The following is a 25,481-nucleotide window of genomic DNA, read 5'->3' on the forward strand; positions in this document are numbered from 1 at the left end:
CCGCCCTATTGCCCAGGAATCCCCCATGCCTCAAGCCCTATCCGATGCCGAAGCCGCACAACTGCTGAAAAGCCTGACGCTGCCACCGCTACCGCAAAGCCTGGCCGAGTTCCGCCGGGCCAAGGCAGCAGGGGCCGACCTGGCCGACATGAGCGATTTGATCGGCCGCGATCTCAGCCTCGCCGCTGCAGTGCTCAAGATCGCCAACTCGCCCGCTTTTGCCAGCCGCCAGCTCAACAACCTGCAGGATGCGGTCATGGTCCTGGGAGCAGACAACCTGGACATGGTGGTGACCAGCGTTACCCTCAAGAATGCCATCCCGCTGGCCCCCATCCTGCGTGCATTCTGGGATGACGCCACCCAGATTGCCGCCATTGCCAGCCATCTGGCGCGCCGCTGGAATCTGATCAAGCCGGAGCAGGCCTACTTGTTCTGCCTGTTCCGCGATTGCGGCATTCCGGTGCTGACCCAGCGCTTTCCTGCCTATATCGCCACCCTGGCACGGGCGATGGAAGACCCGGCCAACTTTATCCGCATCGAGATGGACAGCCGCTCGACCTCACATGTGGTGGTGGGTTATCTGCTGGCGCGTTCCTGGTTCATGCCCTCGGCGATGAATGAGGCCATCCTGCATCACCATGATTTCGACCAGCTCGGCGATGACGAGCTGCTGGAACCGGAATCGGCCCGCCTGATTACACTGGCGCGCCTGGCCGAATACCTGCTGTTCAGCCGCCTGCGCCGCGATGCCGACCCACACTGGCCGCATATCCAGGCGGCCATCTTGGCTGAACTGGGCTTTGACATCAGCTTGATGAGTGAACTGACCGAGGTCGCGACCGACGCCCTCAAGTAGCCCACAGCACCGGCATCACGGCCAGCGCAAGCGCTCGAAACTGAAGGGTGCGGCTGGCGAGGGCATAACGCCTTTCAACCTGGCATCATGTGCCAGTGCCGCCTTGGGGTAGGCCAGTACGGCCCAGGGAACTGCCGTCAGGAAGTGCTGTGCCGCCGCCTCGTACAGCTTGGCACGCTTGGCCTGCTGCGGCGTGGCCCGGGCGGCATCGATCAGGCTATCGAACTGCTTGTCACACCAGCGCGCAGTACTGGTCTGAGCCGCATCGCAGGTCAATAGATTGCCATACAGCTCATCAGGGTCCAGGCTATTCATCCAGCCTGATATCACGATGGCGTGCTCACCCAGGCGGCCACGCCGCCCAAGCTCAGCCGCCTCCATGGCCACCAACCGGGTCTTGACGCCCAGCTTGGCCCAGTCGGCCTGCACCAGTTCGGCGGTCAGGCGCGGATTGACATTGGAAGCCCCACCACCCACCCGGGCCCAGATACTGGTTTCAAAGCCATGGGGGTAGCCCGCCTCGGCCAGCAGCTTGCGGGCCTGCTCCAGCCTGGGCGCTATCGGCGGCTGGCTCGGTGCGCCCCATAGGGTGTCTGGGGCGTAGGGCAGCATGCCCGTAGCGGCGCGCCCTTCATACACGGCCTGCACGATGGCCGCGCGGTCTATCGCCAGACTGAGTGCCTGCCGCACCCGCACATCATTGAACGGTTTCTTCTGGCTATTGAACGCCAGAAACGAAGTGATCTGCGGTTGATAATGCACCACCCTTACCTTAGGCGTATCGCTCAGCGCAGCCACATCCTGCGGGCGCAGGCTCTCGCTCAGGTGGCACTCGCCGGCGCGGAGCTTCTGCATGCGCACCGAGGCATCGGGGTTGATGCTGAAAATCAGCTTGTCCATGGCAGGCCGGCCCCTGAAATACGCCGGGTGAGCGACATAGCGTATGACGGCACCCTTCTCGTACTTGAGCAACTGATAGGGCCCGGTACCCACCGGCTCGCTGCTGAGCCTGGCCAGTTGCCCCGCCAGCGCCAGGCGATTGCCGTACTCGGCCGAGACAATGGACATCGGCCAGGATGCCATCAGCGCCGGGAAAGGCGCATAGGGCTTGGCCAGCACAAAGCGCACCGTGTAGGCGTCGATCTTCTCGCTGGCCCGTATCAACGCCCCCCAATCGCCAGACAGCGCGGCCGGGAATCCGCCTGGTGCCGTGGCGGCGCCCGGGTGGCTGGTCACGACCTGCCGGCGTACGCTCCACAACACATCGTCGGCATTGAAATCGCGGCTGGGCTTAAAGCCCGCGGTGGTGTGGAACTTCACGCCACGGCGCAGCTTGAAGGTCCAGCTACGGCCATCGGCCGACATGTTCCACTTTTCCGCCAGCTCCGGCACCAGCGCACCACTAGCCGGTGCATAACCCACCAAGCGGTTATACAAGGGGTAGGCGGCAGCGCGGTGGGTTGCGGCGGTATCCGACAAGGCCGAGTCAAATCCGTCGGGGTCGGCATCGGCACAGAACACCAACGGCTGGGCCGCCAGGAGGTTTACTGCCAGGCTACTGCAAAGCAGGGCCAAGCCAAGGCGCGAACGAAACAACATCAACTGAACCATCCCTTCAAGGCCGGCCATGCGGCGCATGCCGTGCCGGCCCTGTATTGATCTCTGTATGTGCTCTGATCCGCAGCGACTCCAGAGCCGCTGACCAGTCACTGCTGGCAGCTACCACTCAACGCAGATAGGCCAGCGCCTGCTCATGCAAGGCGGCGGTTGCCGCCACCAGTACGCTGCCGTCGGAGTCCTTGTTCAGCTCGCCGCCCAGCCAGTCTGTCATCGTGCCACCTGCACCCTGCACCACGGGCACCAGGGCGGCAAAGTCATGCAGTTTGAGGCCGCTCTCCACCACTAGGTCATAACCACCGCAGGCCAGCAGGGCGTACAGGTAGGCATCGCCGCCCCATACCGTAAAGCGGCAACGCGCCTGCAGATCGGCAAAGCGCTCGCCTGCGGCGGCCTGCAGATATTGCGGTCCGGTCGAGCCCAGCCGGGTAGCTGCCAGATCCGTGACATCCGAGGTCTGCACCACGCTGCCATTGAGGGTGGTAGGCAGGCCCGCCACCCCCACCCAACGCTCGTTCAACACCGGCTGATCGATAATGCCCAGCACCGGCTTGCCATGGTGGAGCAAACCAATCAGGGTGCAGAAGGTCGGCCGGCCCACGATAAAGCTCTTGGTGCCGTCAACCGGGTCCAGCACCCATACCCATTCGGCTCCATCCCGCTCACGCCCGAACTCCTCGCCGATGATGCCGTGTTCCGGCGCATGCTCGGCCAGCAAGGCACGCATGGCCTGCTCTGCGCCACGATCAGCCAAGGTCACCGGGCTGGCATCGAGCTTGTCGTCTACCGCCAGGCGGGTGCGGTAGTACGGCAGAATGACCGCACGGGCAGCATCGGCCAGGCGTTGGGCCAGCGGCAGGAAATCGGCGGGATGACTCATGGGCTTTCCTGGTGCGTAAACAAAGGAGGCAGCCATCTTAGAGCCTGTTCGATATCTTTTCACCTCGTCGCCGACTTGTCGCAGGCTATTTGAGCCTGTGCCAGCGTTATTTTCCCGGCTTGGATGGCTTGAGCTTGCCTGTCAGACGGTCCAGCACATCAGGTACCAATCGCTCGGCAAACCCGAACAGAAAGCTCCATACCGCCAGCTTGGCCAGTTCATGGCCACCTGTAGGCAAAGGGATGCTGGGCCAGTCGGCCGACTTGAACTGGGGGATCAGGCTGGCATTGAGTGCCGGGCTGAACAACTGGGTAAACAGGCCGCTGGCAAGCAGGCTGTAGCCCACCAGGGCAAACAAGCCCGCCAGCAGCATGCCTTGCACCACACTGTCCTGCCCTACGTCCAGCGCACAGAGATTACCCAGGGCGGTGCCCTGGCTGGCATCGCCGCCTTGCGAGGGGCCTGGCGATTGCGCGCGCCGTGCAATGCTGGCATAGCCGCCGCCGATACCCAGCCAGGCCACCATGCTCAGCAGTGCCAGCCCCTGCCAGCCGAACAGCATGCCACTCCAGCTCACTAGCACCGCGATTGCGGTCACCGCCCACAGGGTAGCGGCCAGCCTGCGGCGCAGCCGCCAAGCCTCCTGCTCGCGCAGCAGGTTCTTGCGGAAAGCCCATTGCCGTTCCGATTGGAGATTGAGCGCCCATGCCCGCAAGCGCGGCTCGTAGTCCGCGCGTGTCGGATCGGGCAAAGCTGCGGCAGTCTGGTGAAACAGCTGGCCCAGAATGCCGGCGCGTTGTTCCAACTGGTAGAGCGGCATCAGTTGCACCACCCACAACTCCAGCGTAAACAGTTGCTGCCAGTCCAGCGTATCGCTGTTATTAGCCAGGGCTGCGGCTTCGCCATAACGGGGTAGCTGAGCAGCCTCGACCGGCAAGGCCCGAAAATCTGCCACGACTTGATCGACGTAGGGGCCACCCACGGCTCTTACCTGTGCCAGGGGACGATAGGTGCGGCTACCCGCCATGGTTTGCTCCTCCTCGGTTAGGGCCTCATCCTCACCCAAGGTGGGGATGTGCCGTTTTTTGTCTGTACAGCATCAACAGCCATTGGCCGAATTGCAAGCAGCAGCCTTAATCGGCGAAAATTTTGCTTCATCCCCCCAACGGATTCCCCCATGCGCCCTGCCTTGTTGCTGCTTGCCTGCCTGACCTTTGCACAGGCCCAGACCGTAGAGGAAGCCCGGCTACAGCAGGTTGCTACCCGCCTGCCTGCGCTCAATACCGCCTTTGCTGGCCTGACCCGGGACTTTGCTCATGACTGGGCCAACAGCCGCGATGCACTCGAAGCCACCCGTGTTGCCCGCGAATATGGCCGCAAGCTCTGGCTTGGCGCCAAGGCCAGGCTGCATGAACAAGGCGATTTTGATGACAGGCCGCTTTATTGGGCCAGGCTGGCGCTGACCAGCATCATCCGGGACAACAAACCCGCCTTCCCCCTGTTTGAAGCGGACCGGACGACCGCCATCGCCGCGCTGGAGCAATCCAGCCGTGGCATGGATGAAATCCGCTACGACCCAGACCGCAAGATCAAGCGCATCCTGCTGACGGGTTTTGATCCCTTTGCACTGGAACGCAATCTGGACCAGAGCAATCCCTCCGGCGTGACCGCCTTGCTGCTGGATGGCGAGGAAATCGTCGTCAACGGTGAGCGCGCACGGGTGGAAGTCGCCGTCTTTCCGGTGCGCTATGCCGATTTCGATGCCGGCATGGTGGAAGACTTCCTCACCCCCTGGATGGCCGGTCCACGCGCCCTAGCCACCTGGCAAGCGGCGGCGGGCAAGCTGCCAGCATGGGTAGAGCCCCAGGTGGACATGGTGGTCACCGTCAGCATGGGGCGCGAACAGTTCGATCTGGAGCGTTACCCCGGCCTGCGCCGCTCGGCCAAGGCTACCGATAACCTGGCGGCCCTCAGTGGCGGCAGCCGTACGGCACCTGTCATACCCTTGCTGCACGGCCTGCCGCTGGTAGGGCCGGAGTTCGTCGAGTTCTCCCTGCCGGTGGCCGCCATGCAGACCGCCAACGGCCCCTACAAGGTGCAGGACAATCGCTGGGTGCGGGTGATGCCAGATACCCGCATGGCCGCCGGCGGCCTTGCCGCCCTCCATGGCAAGACGGCAGTTGAAGGGGGCGGCGGCGGCTACCTGAGCAATGAGATCTCCTATCGCTCGGTACGGCTACGCAACCAACTGGGGCTGACGCAATTGCCGGTTGGTCATATCCATACACCCTCCATCCAGGCTTTCGAGCCCGCCAAGACCGCCGACATCACCAAGCAGGTGCTGGAGATGCTGAAAGCCGCCATCAAAACACTGTAGCGGCCGGAGACGCTCAGGCCGGCAGCAACTTGAACGCCACGCCGGGGCAGTGCAGCGGCTGCGCATGCAGGTTACCGCCCGGTGCCGGGACAGCGCCCAGCACCACATCGTGCAGTTGGCCGGTGTAGCGCACCGTGTAGGGCCCAGGCTTGCCCAGGTCGTAGACCAACCCCAGATCCACCTCGACCTTCAGGGTCTGGCCGGCGATGAGCTTGCGATAGTCCACCGGCTGTGGCGTACCCCGCTTAAACATGGGCCCTTGGTATGCAAGCTCGCCAGCGGGCCCGCGCACGGTCAGGAAGCGGCCTTTCAGGCCTTCCAGCGGGGTGTTCCAGGCCAGCACCCAGACATCCTGCGGGCTGCGGTTATGCAGGCTGAAGCCCAGCATCACCGGCTGCCCCAGCTTGGCGTTGGGTGGCGCCAGCAGTTTGCACTCGAGCATGGGTACGGACGCCGCCTGCGCCAGAGGAATCAGAAGGAAAAAACCGGCCGCGCAAAGCGGCCGGATCAACAGGGGTATCTTCATGTCGGCTCGATGCCAGACAGGAGAAGAGGGAGCAGCTGGCCAGGGGAGCAAGCCACCTGCCCCATCGTCACCTTATGGCAGGTAAGGCGTGTTTTCGGTGAAGTACTCGTGGCTGTCGGCGTTATCCAGTGCCTTGGTCGGGCTCTTCTTGGCCAGGCTCTTGGCGGCCGTCTGGCCATAGGCATGGTCATCGGTGCCGGCTACGACATTGAAGTGCGACAGCTCATGCACAATGGTGCCGCCACGCGAGTCGGTACCGGTGTTGGCAGCCGCCCAATAGGCACCGCACAGGTAGATCTTGTACGGCTGGGTTGGATAGACGTAGGCGAAGGTGCCGCTCTCGGTACAGGAGCAGTCAAACACCAGGGGCTTGGTATCCAGCGCATCCTTGATCTTCACGAAGTGCGACTTGGCCGTGTTCCAGTTGGTGCTGGAATACTTGCCGAACCAGGTGACATAGCGGGAGGTGCCCGACGGTGTCCCGTTCAGGTAGCTGACCGAGGCATTGGCGTAGGAGATGGCTGCCGACACACCGCTATTGATCTGCGACTGACGAGTAGCCGAACAGTTGCTGGCATAGGACACGCTGGACGCAGTGATGCGATCAAGCAGGGCCGACAGCTTGCGGCCTTCCTCGGCCTGCCTCAGCAAGGGGCTGCTGCGGCCCTCTACCCACAGTGCCACATCATTCGAGCGCAGCATCTCCGACTCGACTGCTGCCTCGATACCTGCAGCCGCGGCGGTCTCGTTGATGCCCTTCAGCGGACGCTTGAGCATACGCTCGCTATCGGCAGCAAAGCGGATGCTGTAGCTGCCGCTTTGCGACATATCGTAGACGGAGGAAAGCTTGACGCGGCTGCTGATGGTCTGGCCGGGGCGAACCGTGATCAGGTCGGCTGCAGTGGGGGCACGGCGCTTGACCAGCGGGCCGAGATACTCGACCGGCTTGCCATCACGGCTGACTTCGAACATCGGGTCCTGTAGGCCGTTGCCTGCCACATACCACTTGTACAGGTAAACGGGCTGACGGCTCTCATTGGTGTAGCGTACATCGACTTCCACATCCTGCGTGGCCATGGCGGACACGCGGGTGGAGGCGACGCTGACGCGCAGATCCTGCGCCTGAACCAGTACCGGCGCTGCGAGTGCAGACATGACGGCCATTGAAACAATCCAGCGGTGTTGCATAGTTGCTCCTAGTTCTCACCTTGTTATGTTGGCTGCTTGTGGCAGCCGCTCCTGCCCCTGTGCTGCTTTTTTATTTCGGGGCTCCAATATGGTTAGACTAGGGAAAACCCACATACAACTTGTACGTTTGTCCAGTGGATCAAATGACACAGCCACCCGGCAAGCACGCCATTGGTCAGGCCAGGTGCCGAGATGTGCAGCAGACCGCAACCCGCAGGCGGCCGTCCAGTCCAAGCTAGCGGAGTGGCAAGCGACAGAAAAATGCATCACGACTGATTGACGTTTACGTCAATGTGAAGTTACAAAGCTAGCCAGCAATGCAGCACACCCTGCAAGGTGCTTCGCGCAAGCCCGGTTCCCGCGCATCCACCATACCCAGGCAAGGCTGCAACCATCCAAAACAAGGAGCGAGACATGACCGAGAATGTAAAACTGCTGATCAACGGCGAATTCACCGAATCGAGCGCCAGCCAGTGGCAAGAGGTACGTAACCCAGCCACCCAGGAGGTCTTGGCCCGCGTGCCCATGTGCGGCAGTGATGAAGTCGCCCAGGCGGTAGCCGCCGCCAAGGCAGCCTTCCCGGCCTGGCGCGCCACGCCGATTGCCGAGCGGGCTCGTGTGTTCCTGCGCCTGCAGGCCTTGATACGCGAGCACATGGATACACTGGCCGCCACCCTGACCCGTGAGCAAGGCAAGACCCTGGCCGATGCCAAGGGCGATGTATTCCGTGGCCTGGAAGTGGTGGAACACGCCTGCTCGGTCGGCAGCCTGCAGATGGGTGAATTCGCCGAGAACGTCGCCGGTGGCGTCGATACCTATGCCATCCGCCAGCCGCTGGGCGTCTGTGCCGGCATCACGCCATTCAACTTCCCCGCCATGATTCCGCTGTGGATGTTTCCCATGGCCTGCGTGACCGGCAATACCTTTGTGCTCAAGCCCAGCGAACAGGACCCCATGACCCCCATGCTGCTGGCGCAGCTAGCACAACAGGCCGGCTTGCCCAAAGGGGTGCTCAATGTGGTGCATGGCGGCGTCGATGCGGTCAACGCCCTGTGTGACCACCCTGATATCAAGGCCATCTCCTTTGTCGGCTCGGTAGGGGTTGGCACCCATGTCTACCGCCGGGGCAGCGAGCACGGCAAACGGGTACAGGCCATGCTGGGCGCCAAGAATCATGCGGTTTTCCTGCCCGACGCCAACAAGGAGCAAACCCTCAATGCCCTGGTGGGCGCCGCCTTTGGTGCAGCAGGCCAACGCTGCATGGCCATCTCGGTGGCGGTGCTGGTGGGCAAGGCGCGCGACTGGATACCCGAGATCGTGGCCCGTGCGCAAACGCTCAAGGTCAGTGCCGGCCACGAAGCCGGCGCCGACCTCGGCCCCCTGATCAACCGGCAGGCCCTGGCACGGGTAGAGAAACTGATAGGCCAAGGCGTCGAGGAAGGCGCCAAACTGGAGCTGGATGGCCGCAACCCGACCGTAGCGGGCTACCCCGATGGCAACTTCGTCGGCCCCACCATCTTTTCGGGCGTCAAGGCCGGCATGCAGGTGTATGAGCAGGAGATTTTTGGCCCGGTGCTGTGCATCGTCGAAGTGGACACGCTCGACGAGGCCATTTCCTTCGTCAATGCCAACCCCTATGGCAATGGTACGGCCCTGTTTACCCAGAGCGGCGCTGCCGCACGCCGCTTCCAGCACGACATCGACGTCGGCCAGGTGGGTATCAACGTGCCTATCCCGGTGCCGGTTCCCTTCTTCAGCTTTACCGGCTCGCGCGGCTCCAAGCTCGGTGATCTCGGCCCCTATGGTAAGGAAGTGATCCGCTTCTACACCCAGACCAAGACCGTGACCGCCCGCTGGTTCGACGACGAAGCGACCGCCGGCCCCGTCAACACCACCATCTCGCTGCGCTGATCGCCAAGGAAACCCGATGACCAACGCTTGCCATATCGCCTTTATCGGCCTGGGCCACATGGGTGGCCCCATGGCTGCCAACCTGCTCAAGGCCGGCCACACGCTCACCGCGTTCGACCTGGTACCAGCTGCCGTCGAGGCCGCCGTGGCACTGGGGGCGAAGGCCGCCCCCAATGCCCTGCACGCCGTCACAGAGGCCGACGTCGTCATTACCATGCTGCCCGCCAGCCAGCATGTAGAGGCCCTTTACCTGGGTGAAGGCCGACTGATACACGCCGTCAAGCCGGGCGCCCTGGTGCTGGAGTGCTCCACCATCTCGCCCGAGGTAGCGCGTGCGGTCCATGCCGCAGCCAAGACCCGTGGCGTGGCCATGCTCGACGCCCCAGTGTCGGGTGGCACAGCCGGCGCCACTGCCGGCACCCTCACCTTCATCATCGGTGGCGAGGCCGCCAACCTGGAGCGCGCCCGCCCCTTGCTGGAAGCCATGGGCAAGAACCTGTTCCATGCCGGTAGTGCAGGTGCGGGCCAGGTGGCCAAGATCGCCAACAACATGCTGCTGGCCATCCACATGATAGGCACGGCCGAAGCGCTCAATCTCGGCGTGGCCAACGGCCTGGACCCCAAGGTACTGAGCGATATCATGCGCGTCAGCTCCGGCGGCAACTGGAGCCTGGAAAAATACAACCCCTGGCCAGGGGTGATGGAGAACACGCCCGCCAGCCGTGGCTACGAAGGCGGCTTTGGCGTGGACCTGATGCTCAAGGATCTGGGCCTCGCCATGGAGGCTGCCCTGGCCAGCAAGTCCAGCACGCCGCTGGGCAGCCTGTCGCGCCAGCTCTATGCCCTACATAGCAGCCTGGGCCATGGCGGGCAGGATTTCTCCAGCATCCAGCAATTGCTCAAGCGCAGCTGAGCACACGCACCGCCAGGCCAAGAGGAGGGTACCGTCATCAGGCGGCCCCCTCCGCTTGCCCCCGGGGCTACGTCCGGCAGTAGCGGTTCCCAAGGGCGATCAACTGCGAGCCAGCCAGAGACGCCATCAAGCCTTGAAGGTCACCAGCGGCAACAACCTGGCCACCGGGGCCAGCAGGCCAGCCTCTTCCTGCGCAGTCAGAACCGGGCCTATGGGCTTATAGGCGTGCGGCGCTTCTTCAATCCGCCGCTCTTCCCGCAGCGTCACACAATGCCAGCTACCGTCCGCCTGAGCCTGACGCATGCGGCGCACCTCCTGCCGTCTCAGCTGACGTCCCGCACCATGGCTGCAAGACCACAGCCAGTCTGCATTGCCCAGGCCTCTTACCAGATAAGACGCATCGCCCATCGAGCCGGGTATCAGTGCCAGGTCGCCACTGCGTGCCGGCGTCGCCCCCTTACGGTGAATATTGAAGCCCTGCTCCTGCAGCACCACGTTATGGGGTACATCCACCACCAGGCGTGATGCCATTGTACCAGTCACCTCGGCCAGTTCCTTGCGGACCAGCTCGGCCAGCACCACCCGATTCAACCAGGCATAGCGGGCGGCCGTACCCATGGCTACCAGGTATTCCGCCGCCAGCGTGCCCGCCAGGCCATACAGGCCGCTCGCAGGGTGCTTCACCCCTTGCGGCCAGGCATCGCGTGCCTTATCCATCCAGCGCTGCCCCACATAGAAACCCAGGTCACGCGAGCCGCTATGTATCATCAGCACCACCTCCCCTTGCTTGAGGCCAGCCCGGTAGGCGGCATGCCGATCCAGCACGGCATCCACCCGCTGGAACTCCACAAAGTGGTTACCTGCGCCTGGCGTGCCCAGACAGGGGTCGCGCAGCAGCTCCCGACTACCCACCATGGCATCAGGCGCATAGCGACTATTGCCAGCAAAGTCCGCAAGGCCTATGCAGCCCGCCAATTCTGCGGCCAGCCTAGCAGTATCGACACCGGCCCATAAGCCCTCCCTGCCCAAGCTGTCTATCAACCCCAAGGGGCCAACATCAAACAGGTTACGGAAAGCCTGGCTGCGCAAAGGCACATCGCGGCCGTTGTCGAGCAGCACCCGGGTCAGCCTCGCCAGTAATACATCGCGATGCTGGGCAAAGCCCGCTTCATCCAGCCCGGTGGTAATCAATCGCATGCCACAGTTGATGTCCGTGCCTATGCTGGCCGGAATCACGAAATCCGGCCCTGTTGCCACCACAGAACCAACGGGCGCTATGGAGCCGGGGTGAAAATCCGGCGTGGCGCAGGCCTTGCAAACCGTATGGTGGCCATCTGCCGAGCGTACTGCAGCGAAATCCAGCAGTTGCCGAACGGCCTTTTCTTCCAGCGGAAAACTGGCGGGGAGTAAAACAGTGGCGGCGCTGTCGGCACGGGCGAGCTGGTAAACACCCCGGTCGAACTGCACCATCACACCCTGGCGCGCCAGGGCTTTTTGTAAACGAAGTAAGGTAGACATTGCTGCTTTCCAGAGACATGGCAATGCCCCACGGCCAATTGCGTGGGGGCATGTCCTTCTGCAGCAGCAAACTTGAAGGGATGCGCAGTCTAGCAATATCGCCGCTAGCCAGTAAAGCAGCCCAAAAAAAGAGCGCCCACCAGGGGCGCCGCAGTCAGGGAGATCAATCATGCGAGGAAGACACCGGAGCGGTTTGCGCTGCCGCTCCGGCTGCTGTAATGCCTAGAACTGGTACTGCACGCCAGCCGAGTAAGCATTGATACGCTGTTCACCGCCGGCCTTCAGGCGATCGTAGTCGGCGCGTACTGCCCAGTTCTTGTCCAGCTTGTAGCTGGCGCCCACCCCGTAGGTCAGGCCATCCTTGGCAGCGTTGCCCAGGGTATCGCCGGTGCGGGCATAACCGAGCTTGCCGTTGACTTCTATCTGCTCATTCACCGGCAGGATGCCGACGGCGCGGACATTGGCAGTCTGATCAGCCATGCCGGTACGTTCGTTCAGGCCGGTGTAGCCGCCCTCGACCGCAAAGTTGTCGCTGAGCCGATAACCGACACCAGCACCAAGACCGTTGGCGACCTGTTTGTTAGCGTGGGTTTCACGGGCATGGGTGGCTTGGCCGAATACGTACACGCCATTGGCGTCGGCCATGGCCGGCACAGCGCTCAGGCCGGCGATCAAGGCGCTCAGGGCGATGGTCTGTTTGGTCATGGTCTTCATGGTCCTACTCCTTCAGAGTTTGCAAAGTAAGCCGGCTTCCGGCCGGCGGTGGCCTTGTCGTTCTTGCCACGGTTTGCATTCTGCCGTTTGACCACACGGCGATAAATAAGCGATATTTCAATTCATAGTTTAATAAACCTGAACAATTCGAAGGAACTTTTGCCATGGATCGCTTTCGTGCCATGCAGACCTTTGTCCGCGTTGCCGAGACTGGCAGCTTTGTGCGCGCCGCCGAGGCCATGGGGCTGTCCAAGGCTTCCATCTCCCTGATTATTTCGGAACTGGAAACCGAGCTGGGCGCCCGCTTGATGCAACGCACCACCCGCAAACTCTCACTCACCGAGGCAGGCCAGGCCTACCTGGCGCGTTGCCAAGATATCCTGGAGGCGGTAAACGAAGCCGACGCCATGCTGACCGCCCGGCAGACTGAAGCGCGTGGGGTATTGCGTGCCTATGCACCACTCAGCTTTGCCCAGCACCATATCGTGCCGGTGCTGCCGGCCTATCGGGCGGCTTTTCCGGAGGTGCGCATTGATCTGGTACTCGGCGCCCGGCCGGTGGACATGGTGGAAGAAGGATTCGACCTGGCCCTGCTGTTCGAGCAGCAAGGCCTGGCCAGCAGCCTGGTGGCAAGACGCCTGGCCTACTCCGACCTGATACTGTGCGCAGCACCAGGCTATCTGGCCCAGCACCCTCCACTCGACACACCAGCAGACCTTGAAGGACAGCAACTGCTGGCCAGCGGCAACTGGCTGGATAGCCGGCTTTACCGTGGCACGGAAGAAACCCTGAACGTACGCTGGCCCACCCCCGCCCTATCGTGCAACACCCAGGATGTGCTGCGTGCCAGCGCGGTGGCCGGCATGGGGATCGCCATCCTGCCCTCCTATGTAGCCAGCGAATCGCTGCGCCTGGGCGAGCTGGTGCGGGTGTTGCCAGCGTGGCGTGCCGGCCGGCTGGATCTTTGCCTGGTTTTCCCCAGCCGCCGATTCTTATCTGCCAAGGTCAGAGGGGCCGCCGACTTCATCCTGGCCCGCTTTGCCGAGTTTGCCGGCTCAGCCGGGCAAGACCCATGGCTGGCCGCCGCGCACCCCGCTTGAGGGCAGCAAGGCCATGTCACAGCGGATAACTAAAGAGAAATACTTCCCTCACCAGGCTGCGTAGCGATACAAGCGAGATTGCAGGCAGCACCTACCAGCTAGGCGCAATCGCCAGGCCGATCACCGGCTCGCTGCTGGCGATCTCGCCTATCAGCCGCGCTGCGCCGGTATTGAGGTCTACCAGATACAGACTGGGCGCCCTGCTGCCGGCAGTGCGGAACGCGGCAAAGGCAGCGTTATCCTTCCAACTGATATCAAAGCCCACGCCCCCTTCGGGCTGTGCACCGAGCTTGCCCACGGTGTACAGCTTGCCGCTATTGGGGCCGACCGCTGGTTGCACCCCCTCGCGCGTACCTTGGGTCACCAGCGTGGCCGCCGCTGCGTCGATGGCAAAGTTGGTGGTGCCGGTTTTACTGACCTTGCTGTAGGTGTAGGCTGCCCCCGCGATCGCTGGCTTCTGCCCCATGGATGGGTCGCCGTCAACATAGGCCAGCTGTGCATCCTGCTGCACACCCTCAGCGCTAGCGTCACCATCAAGCTGTGCGCCAGTATCGGGATGCAGACGCAAATTCACCCCGTCGTAGTTGACCACGCGCAGCCTATCTACCACCGGGTTGAAGTCCAAGCCCCACTCCCCTGCCACCGGCAGCGTGACACCCATCGGCGCCACGGCTGTTGCCTGACCATTGCTTGGTTCAATCACATAGAGCCGGCCACCGCTGGTCAAGCCGTAGAGCTTTTCATTGGCGGAACGGAAATCGATGCCCAGTAGCCGTTCACCGGCAGTCAGGCCACTGATGGATAGTGTCTGCTCTATCTTGCCCGGCACACCCGCATTCATGCGCAGCAACTTGCCACCGGCAGTCAGCACCCAGGCGGTTTCCGATCTGGGTTGCTGGGACGGGGCGGTCGCGCAGGCCGCAAGCAGGCTGCATGCAAACAGCGGAACAAGGCGGCTCATTGTCTATCCTTTGTATCGACCAATGCCGGATCGGCAGTAGCCTTACGTTAGACAATCACACCGTACTTCGCCAGTTGCGGACAAACTGCCAGCGCACTGCCACCCGCAGGCGGAGCACAAGCGCCAGGGTGGGCGCCGGCAATGACCAATTGGTCGGCATGGCCCATTGCATCGGCAGCGCCAAGCTTATCGCGCCGCTCAGGTGTCATCGACGGCCATAGCGTCGTCCGGCTACGGGTACACCCCTTGCGCAGAGCACGATCGTTCTCCACAATACACAGAGAACGAACGTACTCCGCATGACCGGATCAAGGAGGAAGCATGGCAAGCAGCGAACAGATCGTGCAGCAGTACTGGCAAGCCGCGCACAGGCGCGATTGGGCCGGGTTTGCGGCACTGCTCGATGAAAACGTGGTCTACGAGGTGCCGCAGACCCGCGAGCGCATCCGGGGGCGAGATCACTATCTGGACTTCAACATCACCTACCCCGGTGATTGGCAGCTCAGGGTAGACAGTGTGATCGGCAATGCGCAGCAGGCGGTATCGCGCATCACCTTCTTTGTCGATGGCACCAGTTGCGAGGGCATCAGCTTCTTTACCCTGCAGCACGGTCGCATCACCCACATCCTCGACTACTGGCCCGAACCCTATGATCCACCTTACCGCCATACCGCGCACATCGAGCGTTACTAGCCTTATCTCCCGCAAACAGGATCAGACCATGCTGCACCATATCTCCTTCGGCGTCCGCGAACTGGAACGCTCGGCCATCTTCTACGATGGCACGCTGGCCACCCTGGGCTATATCCGCGTCTGGTCGGACGACGATGCCATAGGCTATGGCCTGCCAGGTGGCGAAGATCTGCTTTGCATCAAGCAAAGGGCCGCCACCCACCCGCCGGGCGCGGGTTTTCACCTGGCCCTGACGGCGTCCTCGCATGAAGCCATACAGGCCTTTCACACCGCAGCGTTGCAACTGGGTGGGCAGGACAATGGCGAGCCAGGGTTACGCCCCGATTATGGTGACCACTACTATGCCGCCTTTGTGCTGGACCCGGACGGCTACGCACTGGAGGCCGTATTGAACGCCCCCTGCTCCTGCTGACCCGGCTTAGAGCCTGTTCACGATCATTTCACCCCGTCGCCGGTCAGGCCCTTCGGGTTCCGGGCATCGCCGGTAGCGACCGCCGCGGCAGCGGCCGGCGTTACAAGCCGCTTGCGGTACCCGTACCGCGGCGCGGCTTGTACCTTGTCCGCTATCCGGCACTGCCCGGAACGCCGGGGCGAAATGAGCGTGAACAGGCTCTCAGGCCCGCAGATAGCGCAACATGCGGCCGCGATAGGCCTCGCCAGAGGCCTGCGCACCGTCCATCGAGATGTCACTGCAGTCATAGCCCCGCTCTGCCATCAACCGGTTGAAATGGCCATGGTTGCCGCGCTTGGGGTCCACGATCAGGACTTCCACTCCGTCATTGGAATGGCGGTCGATAAAGGCCGATAGCCAGGCAGGCTGGTCACGCTCGTACAGCACATCGCTGCCGATGATGAGATCGAACTGGCCCAGGCTGGCACCGCTGCCGTACCAATCGCCGGTGCGGTAGACCATGGGTGGCAGCGCATTCAGGCGCAGGTTTTCCAGCAGAAAGGTCTCGGTCAGCGGGTGCACGTCGCTGGCGATCACATCAGCACCTCGCCGATGCGATACCAGGCTGGCCAGCGCCAAACCACAGCCCAGCTCCAGTATGCGGCGGCCATCTACCTCGCGCAGGGCCATTGTGGCGGCCAGCATGCGTGCCGATGGCCAGACCATGCCGAACAAGGGCCAGCTTGCCGGCGATATGCCAGCCCGCTCCGCCTCACCCAGCGGGTCGGCATATTGCTGGCGATCCAGCAGCGAGCGTATCTCCAGGTCGGGCGTGCCATTGATGGAGACGGATTCGAACTTGACCTGGTAGCCCAGGTGGGCGGTAGGCATGGTGCTTCCTTGAAGGCGGTACGTGAATGTTCTGGACGAACAGGCACGACGCCAACCGGAATGCGTTGCGCGGGGCTCATGGCACACAGTATGGCCGCGAGCGAGCGCAGAGTCTGTTCCGGCAAGGGCTATGCGGGCTGAACAGGGCAAGGCCCTATGGTACTTGCTTTGCCTTGCCCCGTCCCGCTGGCGTACTGCGATCGAACTGCGCCAACGGCTGGCCGGCGGCAGAATCCGCTATCAGCTGCAGCAAACGCCTCTGCCGGGTGGGCTCCTGCTTGGCACTGATTACCCACCAACTGGCGCTACGCTGGTACCAGGGCGCCTGCAGCTGGAAGTAAGCCCAGGCCGCCGGATTGGCCTGCAGCTGCTGCAGGTAGCCATCGGTCAAGCTGGCATGCTCACGCTCATAGGAATACACCACAGATTTCTCAGCCTGCCTGGCCTCAAATGCTGCCAGGCCCGCTGCCTGCATGCGCCCCTCTGCCTGCAATACCGCCACGCGACCGATATTGACAGCGCTCCAGATACTGCTGCGTTTGCGTGGCGTAAAACGTATGGCATAGCTGGCCTCGTCCACACGCTTGCGTATCCCATCTATCCAGCCCACGCACAGCGCCTCATCCACCGATTCCGGCCAACTGATGCTGGGTAGGCCAGATTCCTTCTTGTAGAACCCCACCCATTGCACCGTCGCCGTGGCGTGGTGCTGCCGCAACCAGTCGCGAAAATCAGCCGGGGTTGGGAAGTAGCGCAGGTTTTCGATTTCCATGAGCAAGGACTCAATCAAACGGAGGCAGGTAGGGTATCGGCCGCCAGCGAACCCGAGTAAGTCAGTACGACACCCAGCAAAGGCACGGAGATAGCCACCGAGAACTGATAGCGCCCATCAACGATACGTTTGTGTGCGCGCGTGCGGGGCAGGCACCAGCGCGGCAAGGACAGGCGCCCCAAGTGGACCGCGCGGGTCTGCCAGTGCCATCCGCCCTCGATGACCTCTACCCCCAGTTCCAGCACTATGGCGCCACTTTGTTCTATCCAGTAACCGCTGGGCCAGTACCCTCTGGGCACAAACAGCGAGCGGAACCAGTGCTTGCCGTCAAAACAGCGATCCCAGTGCAGGCCATCCGCACCGGGCCGGATATGCACGGCCAGGGTATGAGGTGCCACTTCAGTCGGCACCCCCAGCTTGGTCGCCAGGCGTCGCCCCACCAGACCACCCAGTCCTTTACCGAAAACGATATCGACAGGCCCCCGGAGCAGGCCGCCCTGCAGGTGCAATGCCTGCAGCAAAGGATGCAGGCGGGCGAATTGCGGGCCCAGCCAGTCGTGCACCAGGTTGTGATCGCTGTTGACAGCTAGGGGAGCGGGCATGGCAAGGTCTGTGGGCATGGGCAGGCAGCATCAACGTGCACGGGGTAGGCCTGCCGCATCATACGCCACCATCGCAGAGGGCGGCATCAGGCGAGCCGGATGCCGGCGTCGCCTTGCATATTCACCCTGCTCTGCCGCCGCTACCGCAGGACGGTCAATACTCCCAGAACACCCGCTGCAGATTCTGGCTGTCACTGAACTGGCTCAAGGCTACGGCCGCCAGTATGCGGGCCTTCTGCGGATTCAGATCGTGCGCCACCACCCAGTCGTGCTTGTCGTCGGGCTGCTCGGCGTTGCGCAACACAAAGCCGGCCGGCACCCTGGCAGAGCGGATGATCTGCACGCCCTTGCCCCGCAGGCTTTGCAGGGTAGGCACTATCCTGTCGGCCACCGAGCCATTGCCCGTACCCGCATGGATGATGGCGCGGGCACCCGCTGCCGCAGCGGCCTCGTACAGGCTGGCAGGCACATTGCCATAGCCGTAGACAATTTCTACCGGCGCCAGTTGGTCCAGCTTGTCGATATCGAACTCGCTACTCATGGTGTGGCGTTTCACCGGTGCGCGGAACCAGTAGTTCCGGCCTTCCACCACCATGCCCAGCGGCCCCCACTGGCTGGCAAAGGCATTGGTCTTGATATTGATACCCTTGCCCACATCGCGGCCACTATCGATCTGGTCGTTCATGGTCACCAGCACGCCTTTGCCCCTGGCATCGCGGCTCGCCGCCACGACCACGGCGTTGTAGAGATTCAACGCACCATCGGCCGACATGGCCGTACCAGGCCGCATCGAACCGACCACCACGATGGGCTTGTCGGTATGGACCGTGAGATTGAGGAAATAGGCCGTCTCCTCCAGCGTATCGGTACCATGGGTGACGACGATGCCGTCCACATCCTGCTGCTTGGCCAAGGCCGAAATACGCTTGCCCAGCTGCAGCAAATGGCTATTGGTAAAGCTCTCCGAGGCGATCTGGAACACCTGCTCGCCGCGTATCCGGGCCACACGGGCCAGCTCCGGCACACTCAGCATCAACTTGTCCACCGGCACCTTGGCCGCCTGGTAGCTGGCACTGTTGGCGGTGCTGGCACCCGCACCGGCTATGGTGCCACCGGTCGCCAGTATCACCACATTGGCCTTGTCCGCCGCCCAGGCAGCCGCATTGAACGTGGAGGCCGCCACACCCACCAGCAACCATCTTTTCCACAGGGTCAGTTCCATCGCTTGTCTCCATCTTGTTGTAAGGATGAAGACAAGCTACCGCCTCAGCACCCGCGGGCAGAATTGGGGGATATCACATTGGGACAGCCCCCATTGGGGTTAGCACCTAGCCCCGATCCACCCTGCTCTCGCTACGGGCAGCGTCAGAACCCGCCGTTGATGCTCAGGTAAACCTTGCCATGCTTGTTGTCGCCATAGCTCACGGCAAAATAGGCCGGCCCCAGCCGAGTATCGCTACCCACAAACACGGTTCCCGAATACAGCAGCCTGTTGCTGTCTAGCGTGTTATCCAATGGCTGCCATATACGTGCTGCCTCCAGAGAGAAGCCCCAGAACCCGGCGGTGCCCAGCAAGGGCGTCAGACGGGTCACATCCTGCGACAAGCGGAACTGGCTGCGGAAGATACGTTCGGCACGCAACTCATCGATGCCATAGCTGGACAGCTTGAACAGCCCCCCGGCTCGAGGCAGTGCGTTGATTTCCGCCTCGCGGCTGTAGTCGTACTGGGTGTCCAGATAGGCAGCCCAGTTACCCCAGCGCTGGGCATGCTTGAGCGTCCACTGCGCCTTGTGATAGTTGGCTTCGCCGCCCAGCTTGGTCAGGTTGCTATACAGATGCAGGCCGGCAAAGCTACCCTCGCGCGGAAAGCGGGCGCTGTCCAGTTGGTCATAGACCAGGCTGTAGTGCACGCCCCCTTCGTTGCCACGGCCCTCGCCCAGTGCAGGATCACCGGTCGCGCGCGACAGTCGCTTGCGGCTGTATTCCAGCCCCAGCCGCATTTCGCCCCAGCGTCCCCACAGGCTGCCCAGGTCCAGCTTGATGCCGCGTTCGGCCAGCCGGTACTCGGCCAGACGCTCGCCCTCGAAGTAAATGGGGAAGCTATCGTTGCTGAAGCGGCCTTGCAGCTCGGTGAAGAAAGTGCCGTCACGGTTCAGCGGTTGGTAGAACTGGGTCGTCAATCCGCGTGATTGCCCCAGGAACAAGCGTGTCTTCCACTCCGCTCCGCGAGCATTGATCCAGCTACGGCGATACTGGGCACTGAGCTGGAAGGCCGCGTCATCATCGAAATCCGTGCGCAGGCCCAGGCCAAGATCCAGGTAGCCCGGCCCCCAGGGCTTTTCCTTGGGTAGCAGTTGCACGGTTTCGCCATCGCCGTCCCGTACCATGCGATAGTCTATCTGCTCGAAATCACCGCTGGCGTAGACCTTGCCCAGCTTGTCATGGAAAGCCGGTACATCCAGCGGCTCGCCGGTTTTGACCTCCAGCGCATCCTTGAGCACATTGGGGTTCACGAAACGCGTGCTGTCCACCACCACCGCACGTACCGGCCCTGGCTGGTAAACACGCCCCGCCAATTGCTGGCGCCACTGCTGCCAGCCTGCTTCATTCACCCTGTAGGCAAGCAAGCTCGGCAGCGCCAGCCTGGCCGCCTCCTCACCAGCGGCCACCGCATCCAGCGCATCGGCAAATGCGGTGGGCGAAAGATTGCCCAGCTGCGGCGTGATCAGGATATCGCGCGTCCCCAGCTGCTTCAGTTGCTCATCCACGTTGCGCTGCATCAACGCCCGCACGGTCTGGTCCGAAATAGCCAATACATCGGTAGTCTGCTTGCGTGTCAGCAGCGGTGAGCTGACGTCCACCGCGATGACCACATCGCCGCAAAGGCCACGGGCCACATCCACCGGCAGGTTGCGGGCAATGCCGCCATCCACCAGTACCCGGGTATCACGCTCCACCGGCGGAAACACCCCCGGCACCGCCATGCTGGCACGCATGGCAGCCGCCAGGTCCCCCCGCGACAGCACCACCATATCGCCAGTCTCCAGATCAGCCGCCACCGCCCGATAGGGCACCGGCAGGCCGTCGAAACTGGGCAGGGTAGCGTTGTTCACCAACTGGCGTATCAGCAGATCCACCTTCTGGGTATTGATGGCGCCCTTGGGAAACAACAACTGGCCGGTATCCGACACACCCAGGCCCAGGTTCATCATATTGAACCAGTCGTCCTGCTTGTCGCGATAGCTGCGTTGCTGGCGCTGGGGCCGGTCGTCCAGCACATCATCCCAGTCTATCTGGCGCACGGTGGCATCCACATCTGCCGCCGAGCGCCCGCTGGCGTAGATACCGCCGACCAGCGCCCCCATGCTGGTACCCACCACGCAGTCCACTGGCACCCTGGCCTCCTCCAGCACCTTGAGCACGCCCACATGAGCCAGCCCACGGGCACCGCCGCCGCCCAGCACCAGCGCGACACGCGGTCGCTCTGCCGCCTGGGCCAGGCCTACTGCCAACAGGGTCGATATCAAGGCGTTGCAAGCTAGTCTGCGCATGGTCGTGGTTGGGTATCAGGTTCAGCGGATTGCAATGAAATAAGAATCTCGGCCTTGAGCCAATCTATAAACGTCTGCAGCACCGGGCGATGCGGTGGCGGCGCGGCAGTCACCAGCCAGTACGACCACTGGAACGGCAAAGTCGCCTCGAACAGGCGTACCAGCTTACCGCTGGCCAGGTCATCCTGCACCAGCGAGCGGCGCGCCAGGGCAATGCCCTGCCCCTCGGTCGTCGCCTGTACCAGCAGGCCGGAATCGCTGAACACCAGGCCCTGGGTAGGCTCAGGCAGATCCAAGCCAACCAGGTCAAACCAGGGCTTCCAGGGTTCGCCATCGCCCCGCAGCAGAGGCCGCCCTGCTAGTTCAGCCGGCGTGCGCGGCAGGCCGCCAGGCAGCTTAGGGCTGGCCACCACCATGAAGAATTCATCGAGAAAACGCTCGGCATACACACCGCGCCAGTTACCCGGCCCCAGGCGTATGCCCAGGTCTATGCCCCCAGTCGTCAGTGACTCCAGGGCCTTGGATGACTGAACCCATAGCTCCACCTCAGGGTAGGCCTCGATAAACCGGCCCAGCCGTGGCGTCAGCCAGCGCGCTGTAAACGAGGGCAAAGCCGACACGGTCAGCCGTGGCCGCTCCCGTTCGCGCCGTATCGACTCCAGCTCGCCTCCCACATCGACCAACAGGCGGTTCAGCGTAACGGCCAGGCGCGTGCCCTCGGTGGTCAGCGCCAGGCCACGCCCCTGGCGGACAAACAGGGGAAAACCCAGTTGCGCCTCCAGCGACTTGATCTGGTGGCTCACTGCGCCGGGCGTCACAAACAGCTCCTCGGCAGCACGCGCCACGCTGCCGGTACGGGCAGCCGCCTCGAAGGCCCGCAGTGCAGGCAGCGAGGGTAAGCGTCCTGGCGTTTTAAATAGTGAATCCAATTCAACTATCCAATGAGAAATGGTCGATTGTGCCTGCGCCCTGCCGCGACCAGAATTCACCTCAAGCAAGGCCAATCTCGGCCCACAACGCAAGCAAGGAAAGGAGCACGGCAATGTTGTACGAGTTTATAGAATACGAACATCGCTTGGCACAAAAACAAGTACTGACACTGCAGAGTGTCGAAGGTGCCGTGATCGTCTGCGAGCAAGGTGGCTTGTGGCTGACCGAGGAAAACGGTGGCGACATCGTGCTGCAACCTGGCCAAAGCTATCGCCTGCGCGGCGGTGGGCAACTGGTGATCGAGGCCTTGCATACCGCTCGGCTGCAAATCCTGCCAGCCGTACACCAGCACGCCAGAACGGTAGTACAACTAGCTTATGGCGTGGTCAACGACTTGCTCCATGTCATTCGTCGCCCGCTGGCGCAAGTAGTCGGCCACGGTGTACATCGGTCGCAAACCGATGGTCACGCGACACCCGCAAGTGCAGGATGCAAGTGCGCCTGAGGTTCAAGGTGCCGCATGCAGACCCGAAAGGAGCGTCATCATGGATCATCACTATGAAGAGCAGCACTTCGATGAAGCGCACCACGTAGACGACGTACTGGAACCCGTCATCCTGTTCATAATCGGCACCCTACTGGTGGGCGCCCTGCTGGTGGAAATGTTTGTAGGCGCGCGCAGCGAGACCACGGCCAGCGCCCCCGACACCCGCCCCGCCATCAGCAAACAGACCTGACAGGTAGTGCCCGAGCTACCCGCTGGCGGTGTTCCACTGCCAGCGGACTTCCTACAGCCCTACCTATTCAAGGTACAGGGATATCCGGATAACTACACCCATGGACCAGATCAACTACTACGCCAGCCAACTGGCGTATGAGATGGACGCGGCCGAGCTACGCGGCCTGCTACCCGCCGATCAGCATCTTGCCCTGATCGATGCCCGCCACCCCGAGGCCTACACCCTGGCCCATCTGCCTGGCGCCATCAGCCTGCCGGCGCGCCAGCTCACCCCCTTGAGCGCCGGCCACCTCGAGCGGGAGCGCCTCTACATCTGCTACGGCGACGGTGCCGGCTGCCAGGCGGCCCAGCGCGCTGCGCTCAAGCTGGTCCAGTTGGGTTATACGGTGAAAACCCTGGCCGGGGGTATGGACTGGTGGCAACGCCAGGGCTATCCCCTGGAAGGCTTGATCGCCGAGCCCCGCCTGGCCATGGCACACTGAATCCTTATTTTGATGCCTACCCCGTAGGAGGTTGCTGGAAAACTCGACTTCGAAGCAAGACCAGGCGCGAGTAAAAGCGCACAGCGCAGCACAGGCTTGATAGGTCAGGCAAGCTTCCCCTCGGGCAGCGCCATATCGCGACGAAAGCAAGGTTTCCGGACCTTCCCTGTCAACCCGCACAGAGAGTCGCCATGATCCAACTGCATTACGCCCCCAGCACCGCCAGCATGATCCCGCATATCCTGCTTGAAGAACTGGGCTTGCCATTCGAACTGATCACAGTGGACAAGGACGGCGGCGAGCTGGATAGCCCCGCCTACCGACAGCTCAATCCGAATGGCCTGATCCCCGTGCTGGTAGACGGTGAGCTGGTGCTGTACGAGACGGCTGCCATCTGCCTGCACCTGACCGATCAGCAGGCAGCCGCCGGCTTGGCGCCACGGCCCGGCACACCAGAGCGTGCCCATTGCTACAAATGGTTGAGCTGGCTTTCCACCACCCTGCAAACCGCCTTGATCGTCTATTTCTACCCAGAACGCTGGGCCAGCACCCCGGCGGCAATCGCCGATGTGCAGGCTCATGCCCAGGCGCGTGTGCTCACCCTCCTGGAACAGCTGGATGCCCAGCTCGCCAAACCGGGCCAGGACTGGCTATTGGGCCCGGATTACAGCGTGGTCGACCTCTACGCTACCGTGCTATGCCGCTGGACCCGTAACTTCAGCGGCAGGAAAGCGCGCGACTACCCTCATATCGGCCCCTGGCTGCAGCGTGTGCTGGCCCGACCTGCCGTGCAGCGTGTCATGGCCAAGGAAGGCCTGCAGCAGCCCTGGGTGTAGCCCGCCCCTCGGGGGGCCGCGCCAGGAGATCCAGCCATCCTCCGCGCACGGGCGTGGCAGGCCATATCCAGGCTGCCATGCCCGCCGCGTCACACTCTGCCGACAAGCAGCCATGCCAAGTCGACGCAGTTTGCTTAAACTGGTGCCATTCGCCAGCACGAGACCTACGCCATGCATCTGCTCGCCCACCGTGGCTACCACGCCCACAGCCCCGAGAACACGCTGGACGCCTTTGCCGCTGCATTGCGCCTGGGCTTTGAAGGCATAGAGACCGATGTCCGCGTCAGTGCCGACCACGAGGCCGTGCTGTTTCACAACCGGGTTGCGGCCAATGGCGAGCCGGTTGCCGCCCTGACCCGCAAGCAGCTATCCGATGTCTGCGGCTATACCGTACCCACCCTGACAGAAGCGCTCCACGCCTTCCCCCATACTTACTGGAACATCGAGATCAAGACGCCAGCAGCCGCCAGCCTGGCGATTCCCCTGCTCAGCCACTATGAGGACAGCCATCGGCTGCTGGTGACCTCGTTCCGCCACGAGGTAGTCCAGTCCGCCGCCGAGCAACTGAGCGTGGAGTGCGGTTATCTCAATGCCCACCGTCCCGCTGCCATCAACAGCCTGCTCCATGCCGCCCTGCCCCGCCCCAATCTGCGCACCCTGGTGTGGGACTGCGAGATTGTCGATCCCGACATCCTGCTGCAGGCAAATGCGCTGGGTTTTCGCAATATCGTCTACGGCGCAAAGACGGCCTACGAGCACCAGTTGATGCGTGAATTTGGCGTACACGCCATCATTACCGACTACCCCGAGCATGTAGGCCTGCTTGCCTGATGCGCTGCGCGATCACCAGCCGGATTCGGTTGCCCAGCGCGCTTGGGCAGACAGTGCGACCTGACCGCTTATCGGCTGGCGAACCCATGCTACAACCGCCCCCAGCCCGATCTGCAGTCGCTGCATGATGGCCTCTGGCAAGACGGCCATTGGGCTGGGCGGGTTAGTCCCGAAGGCCGGTCCATGCGGCTCGGCCATGGG

The 25,481-nt window shown here is 62.7% G+C and carries 26 protein-coding genes; 12 read left to right on the forward strand and 14 right to left on the reverse strand.

What is annotated here, in order from left to right:
• Positions 1-25: 25 nt before the first annotated feature.
• Positions 26-856, forward strand: coding sequence for an HDOD domain-containing protein (locus QWZ03_RS06690; RefSeq protein ID WP_290332001.1), 831 nt, complete (start codon positions 26-28; stop codon positions 854-856).
• A 15-nt stretch (positions 857-871) separates the two neighbouring features.
• Here the strand turns inward: QWZ03_RS06690 and QWZ03_RS06695 are convergent, their stop codons facing one another.
• The 3 genes from QWZ03_RS06695 to QWZ03_RS06705 all read right to left on the reverse strand — a co-directional run bounded on the left by QWZ03_RS06695 (position 872) and on the right by QWZ03_RS06705 (position 4,380).
• On the reverse strand, positions 872-2,455 hold the full coding sequence (locus QWZ03_RS06695; protein WP_290332002.1) for an ABC transporter substrate-binding protein: 1,584 nt from the start codon (positions 2,453-2,455) through the stop codon (positions 872-874).
• Positions 2,456-2,582: 127 nt separating this feature from the next.
• Entirely contained in the window at positions 2,583-3,353 is a 771-nt protein-coding gene (hisN, locus tag QWZ03_RS06700; protein WP_290332003.1) for a histidinol-phosphatase, read from the reverse strand.
• Positions 3,354-3,459: 106 nt separating this feature from the next.
• Complete coding sequence (locus QWZ03_RS06705) at positions 3,460-4,380, reverse strand: hypothetical protein (protein ID WP_290332004.1); 921 nt, start codon at positions 4,378-4,380, stop codon at positions 3,460-3,462.
• A gap of 150 nt (positions 4,381-4,530) precedes the next feature.
• On the opposite strand from QWZ03_RS06705, the gene QWZ03_RS06710 reads away from it, so the two are divergent.
• Positions 4,531-5,730: a PA0049 C-terminal domain-containing protein gene (locus QWZ03_RS06710; protein ID WP_290332005.1), complete on the forward strand. Its 1,200-nt coding sequence runs from the start codon at positions 4,531-4,533 to the stop codon at positions 5,728-5,730.
• 13 nt (positions 5,731-5,743) lie between these two features.
• Here the strand turns inward: QWZ03_RS06710 and QWZ03_RS06715 are convergent, their stop codons facing one another.
• Complete coding sequence (locus QWZ03_RS06715; RefSeq protein ID WP_290332006.1) at positions 5,744-6,172, reverse strand: hypothetical protein; 429 nt, start codon at positions 6,170-6,172, stop codon at positions 5,744-5,746.
• Between the two features lie 156 nt (positions 6,173-6,328).
• Complete coding sequence (locus QWZ03_RS06720) at positions 6,329-7,411, reverse strand: M35 family metalloendopeptidase (protein ID WP_290332007.1); 1,083 nt, start codon at positions 7,409-7,411, stop codon at positions 6,329-6,331.
• A gap of 447 nt (positions 7,412-7,858) precedes the next feature.
• On the opposite strand from QWZ03_RS06720, the gene QWZ03_RS06725 reads away from it, so the two are divergent.
• Entirely contained in the window at positions 7,859-9,355 is a 1,497-nt protein-coding gene (locus QWZ03_RS06725) for a CoA-acylating methylmalonate-semialdehyde dehydrogenase (RefSeq protein WP_290332008.1), read from the forward strand.
• A gap of 16 nt (positions 9,356-9,371) precedes the next feature.
• Entirely contained in the window at positions 9,372-10,268 is an 897-nt protein-coding gene (gene mmsB / locus QWZ03_RS06730) for a 3-hydroxyisobutyrate dehydrogenase (RefSeq protein WP_290332009.1), read from the forward strand.
• Between the two features lie 126 nt (positions 10,269-10,394).
• Here mmsB and QWZ03_RS06735 read toward each other — a convergent pair whose 3' ends face one another.
• Positions 10,395-11,786, reverse strand: coding sequence for an RtcB family protein (locus QWZ03_RS06735; RefSeq protein WP_290332010.1), 1,392 nt, complete (start codon positions 11,784-11,786; stop codon positions 10,395-10,397).
• Between the two features lie 222 nt (positions 11,787-12,008).
• On the reverse strand, positions 12,009-12,500 hold the full coding sequence (locus QWZ03_RS06740) for a porin (protein WP_290332011.1): 492 nt from the start codon (positions 12,498-12,500) through the stop codon (positions 12,009-12,011).
• Positions 12,501-12,664: 164 nt separating this feature from the next.
• Here QWZ03_RS06740 and QWZ03_RS06745 point away from each other — a divergent pair, with 164 nt between their 5' ends.
• A complete protein-coding gene (locus QWZ03_RS06745) occupies positions 12,665-13,600 on the forward strand; it encodes a LysR family transcriptional regulator (RefSeq protein WP_290332012.1) in 936 nt (311 codons plus the stop codon).
• Positions 13,601-13,691: 91 nt separating this feature from the next.
• Here the strand turns inward: QWZ03_RS06745 and QWZ03_RS06750 are convergent, their stop codons facing one another.
• The gene (locus QWZ03_RS06750) at positions 13,692-14,561 is read right to left on the reverse strand and encodes a DUF4394 domain-containing protein (RefSeq protein ID WP_290332014.1); all 870 of its coding nucleotides are present in this window, start codon (positions 14,559-14,561) and stop codon (positions 13,692-13,694) included.
• A 321-nt stretch (positions 14,562-14,882) separates the two neighbouring features.
• On the opposite strand from QWZ03_RS06750, the gene QWZ03_RS06755 reads away from it, so the two are divergent.
• Both QWZ03_RS06755 and QWZ03_RS06760 read left to right on the forward strand, forming a co-directional pair.
• Positions 14,883-15,254 carry a nuclear transport factor 2 family protein gene (locus QWZ03_RS06755; RefSeq protein ID WP_284197951.1) on the forward strand — a complete coding sequence of 124 codons (372 nt, stop codon included), beginning with the start codon at positions 14,883-14,885 and terminating at the stop codon, positions 15,252-15,254.
• A gap of 28 nt (positions 15,255-15,282) precedes the next feature.
• The gene (locus tag QWZ03_RS06760) at positions 15,283-15,666 is read left to right on the forward strand and encodes a VOC family protein (protein WP_290332015.1); all 384 of its coding nucleotides are present in this window, start codon (positions 15,283-15,285) and stop codon (positions 15,664-15,666) included.
• A gap of 201 nt (positions 15,667-15,867) precedes the next feature.
• Here the strand turns inward: QWZ03_RS06760 and QWZ03_RS06765 are convergent, their stop codons facing one another.
• The 6 genes from QWZ03_RS06765 to gcvA all read right to left on the reverse strand — a co-directional run bounded on the left by QWZ03_RS06765 (position 15,868) and on the right by gcvA (position 22,391).
• On the reverse strand, positions 15,868-16,536 hold the full coding sequence (locus tag QWZ03_RS06765) for a class I SAM-dependent methyltransferase (protein WP_290332016.1): 669 nt from the start codon (positions 16,534-16,536) through the stop codon (positions 15,868-15,870).
• A gap of 154 nt (positions 16,537-16,690) precedes the next feature.
• Entirely contained in the window at positions 16,691-17,308 is a 618-nt protein-coding gene (locus QWZ03_RS06770) for a YdeI/OmpD-associated family protein (protein ID WP_290332017.1), read from the reverse strand.
• Positions 17,309-17,322: 14 nt separating this feature from the next.
• Positions 17,323-17,910: a DUF4166 domain-containing protein gene (locus QWZ03_RS06775; protein ID WP_290332018.1), complete on the reverse strand. Its 588-nt coding sequence runs from the start codon at positions 17,908-17,910 to the stop codon at positions 17,323-17,325.
• 154 nt (positions 17,911-18,064) lie between these two features.
• Entirely contained in the window at positions 18,065-19,132 is a 1,068-nt protein-coding gene (locus tag QWZ03_RS06780) for a type II asparaginase (protein WP_290332019.1), read from the reverse strand.
• Between the two features lie 143 nt (positions 19,133-19,275).
• Entirely contained in the window at positions 19,276-21,462 is a 2,187-nt protein-coding gene (locus QWZ03_RS06785) for a patatin-like phospholipase family protein (RefSeq protein ID WP_290332020.1), read from the reverse strand.
• Positions 21,450-22,391 carry a transcriptional regulator GcvA gene (gene gcvA / locus QWZ03_RS06790; RefSeq protein ID WP_290332022.1) on the reverse strand — a complete coding sequence of 314 codons (942 nt, stop codon included), beginning with the start codon at positions 22,389-22,391 and terminating at the stop codon, positions 21,450-21,452. The genes QWZ03_RS06785 and gcvA overlap by 13 nt, the downstream gene beginning before the upstream one ends.
• Positions 22,392-22,504: 113 nt before the next feature.
• Between gcvA and QWZ03_RS06795 the strand changes: the two genes are divergently transcribed.
• From QWZ03_RS06795 to QWZ03_RS06815, 5 genes are all read left to right on the forward strand, one after another.
• Positions 22,505-22,897, forward strand: a complete 393-nt coding sequence (locus QWZ03_RS06795; protein ID WP_284197944.1) for a DUF2917 domain-containing protein — start codon at positions 22,505-22,507, stop codon at positions 22,895-22,897.
• A 40-nt stretch (positions 22,898-22,937) separates the two neighbouring features.
• Positions 22,938-23,129, forward strand: a complete 192-nt coding sequence (locus QWZ03_RS06800) for a hypothetical protein (protein WP_284197943.1) — start codon at positions 22,938-22,940, stop codon at positions 23,127-23,129.
• A 100-nt stretch (positions 23,130-23,229) separates the two neighbouring features.
• Complete coding sequence (locus QWZ03_RS06805; RefSeq protein ID WP_290332024.1) at positions 23,230-23,613, forward strand: rhodanese-like domain-containing protein; 384 nt, start codon at positions 23,230-23,232, stop codon at positions 23,611-23,613.
• A 191-nt stretch (positions 23,614-23,804) separates the two neighbouring features.
• Complete coding sequence (locus tag QWZ03_RS06810; RefSeq protein ID WP_290332025.1) at positions 23,805-24,449, forward strand: glutathione S-transferase family protein; 645 nt, start codon at positions 23,805-23,807, stop codon at positions 24,447-24,449.
• Between the two features lie 171 nt (positions 24,450-24,620).
• Positions 24,621-25,280 carry a glycerophosphodiester phosphodiesterase gene (locus QWZ03_RS06815; RefSeq protein ID WP_284197940.1) on the forward strand — a complete coding sequence of 220 codons (660 nt, stop codon included), beginning with the start codon at positions 24,621-24,623 and terminating at the stop codon, positions 25,278-25,280.
• The last annotated feature ends 201 nt before the right edge of the window (positions 25,281-25,481 follow it).

Source organism: Chitinimonas viridis, from assembly GCF_030409555.1.
In the GTDB taxonomy this organism is placed as follows: domain Bacteria; phylum Pseudomonadota; class Gammaproteobacteria; order Burkholderiales; family Chitinimonadaceae; genus Chitinimonas; species Chitinimonas viridis.